2 protein-coding genes are annotated in these 2,253 nt (G+C 46.1%); one reads left to right on the forward strand and one right to left on the reverse strand.

Annotated features, from left to right (window positions below):
- Positions 1–121 precede the first annotated feature (121 nt).
- Positions 122–670, forward strand: a complete 549-nt coding sequence (locus tag CAG68_RS09230) for a DapH/DapD/GlmU-related protein (protein WP_161441032.1) — start codon at positions 122–124, stop codon at positions 668–670.
- A gap of 9 nt (positions 671–679) precedes the next feature.
- On the opposite strand, the gene CAG68_RS09235 is transcribed toward CAG68_RS09230, so the two are convergent.
- A complete protein-coding gene (locus CAG68_RS09235; RefSeq protein ID WP_086047618.1) occupies positions 680–2,095 on the reverse strand; it encodes an aminotransferase-like domain-containing protein in 1,416 nt (471 codons plus the stop codon).
- Between the last annotated feature and the right edge of the window lie 158 nt (positions 2,096–2,253).

Consider the following 2,253-nt stretch of genomic DNA (forward strand, 5'->3'; position numbering starts at 1 on the left):
CAACTGGATACGCAAGGTAAATCAGTGATAACTTTCTGATTTTTAAGCATCAAATTTTCACTTCGAATCACTCTCACCTATTATGCACCTTATTGCAAATAACATTGATGGAATGATTGTTATGTCAGAACTGACTCGGATGCGCTCTGGAGAAGCCTATAATTGTCTGGATGAAGAACTAAAGCTAATGCGCGCCAAAACTGCGCAGCTTGTCTTCCAATTTAACCACGAGCCAAACCCAGATATCCGTAGACAACTATTGGCGGAAATGGGCGTCCAATTAAAAAACAGCGCCTGTATAGAGCCACCGCTACAACTTACCTACGGTTGTCACTTGTCCATCGGAGAAAACACCTACATCAACTGGGATGCCATTATTCTGGACAATGGGCAGGTTGAGGTTGGCGCGAACGTCATGATTGGGCCTAGAGTGCAAATTTACACAGCCGCTCATTCACTCGATACACAAAGACGCTTAGCCGGAGATGAGATCGCCAAACCGGTAACAATTGGCAATAACGTTTGGATTGGTGGGGGCGCAATCATACTGCCGGGCGTGACCATTGGCGATGAGGCCGTCGTCGGCGCTGGCTCTGTCGTAACCAAAGACGTTGCGCCGGGCGATCGAGTCGTTGGAAATCCGGCGCGCTCCATTAAACCCAAAAAATGAAGAAAGTCGCTATTTCGCCAAATGATCGCGAATAATGTTGGCAAGCAGATTGAGAGCATGAACGTATTTGTCATTGAGCTCAAAAGAAGCGTTAAGACGAATACAGTGATCGTATTGTTCTGTCAGGCTGAACATCTTTCCCGGCGCGATGCTGATATTATCTTTTAGCGATTCTCGATATATCTGCAAGCCGTCGATATGCTTGGGAAGCTCTAACCAAATAAAGTACCCGCCGCTTTGGCTTAACACGTTGACTTCTTCAGGTAACAGCTCATTAAGCAGATCCGTCATCTTACTTTTACGTTCAAACAGCTTTTTCCGTAACTGCTTCAAATGCGATTCATAATTGCGGCTTGTTAAATAGTGCACCAATGTCATTTGCACTGGTGCACTCGTCGCTAATGTACTCATTAACTGTAACTTTTGTACCTCTAGCGCCCGCTTTCCCGCCGCAACCCAACCAATACGTAGTCCTGCGATTAATGATTTTGAAAACGAGGAGCACAACATGGTATTGCCCGTGTCATCAAACATTCTTAGTGGATAAACCGAGTCATTCCCTGCATGCAGTTCGCTGTACACGTCATCTTCAATCACTGGCACGTTATATCGCTGTGTCAGTTCAATCAGCTTTTGTTTTTTCTCGTTGGTGAGCGTAAAACCCAGAGGATTTTGGAAGTTCGACATCAGCCAACATGCTTTCACATCGTGTGTTTGCAGCGCTCGTTCCAATGAGTCTAGGTCAATGCCCGTGACTGGGTCTGTTCTTACTGAGAGCGCTTTCAAACCTAACCGCTCTAAGGATTGCAATGCACCATAAAATGCAGGCGACTCCACAACCACCCAATCTCCCGGTCTTGTGCTGGCTTGCAAACTGAGCGTTAACGCCTCCAGCGCGCCTGCCGTAATGACAATTTCATCGGGTGAAATTTCAATGCCTTTCGCAGCATAACGCTTCGCGATGATGGTGCGTAATTGTTCGTTTCCCGGCGGTAAGTTATCAAAGGTGGTGGAAATCGGCATATTGCGAGCGGCTGCGCTCATCGCCCGATTCACGTGATAGCGTGGATACAAACTTGGGTCTGGATAGGCAAAGCCAAAATTGATCATGGATGGATTTTTACTCGCCTGCAGAACATCAAAGATAAACTCATTGATGTCTACCTGCTCTGTCCACGAAACCGCGGCTGGCGCTTGGGGTTCATTTGAACTCTTAATATTGGGAGCGACTCGATAACCAGAGCGCGGCTGTGACGTTACCCAGCCTTGAGATTCCAGAATTTGATAGGCATGCAACACCGTCATCAAGCTTAAACCCGAGTGTTCAGATTGGCGACGCAGAGAAGGCAGCTTGTCACCCGGATGCCATATCCCCGATTTTATCTGCCTTTTAAGCTGTTCCACTAACTCTTGATACTTCGCCAAACGCAAATCCCCTTCCCTAAAGCCGAATTCAAAATAATAACACTTCAATATTTAATCTGTTATAGGTTTATAGTCACTGTCTGTACCTACTTCCCTCATTCCGCTCCTCTTAAAATAGCTCTCTCATAAAACTTAAAAGATCAAAGGAAGTTTAATGT

It is taken from the genome of Vibrio sp. V42_P2S4T144, from assembly GCF_009904715.1.
GTDB classification, from domain to species: domain Bacteria; phylum Pseudomonadota; class Gammaproteobacteria; order Enterobacterales; family Vibrionaceae; genus Vibrio; species Vibrio alginolyticus.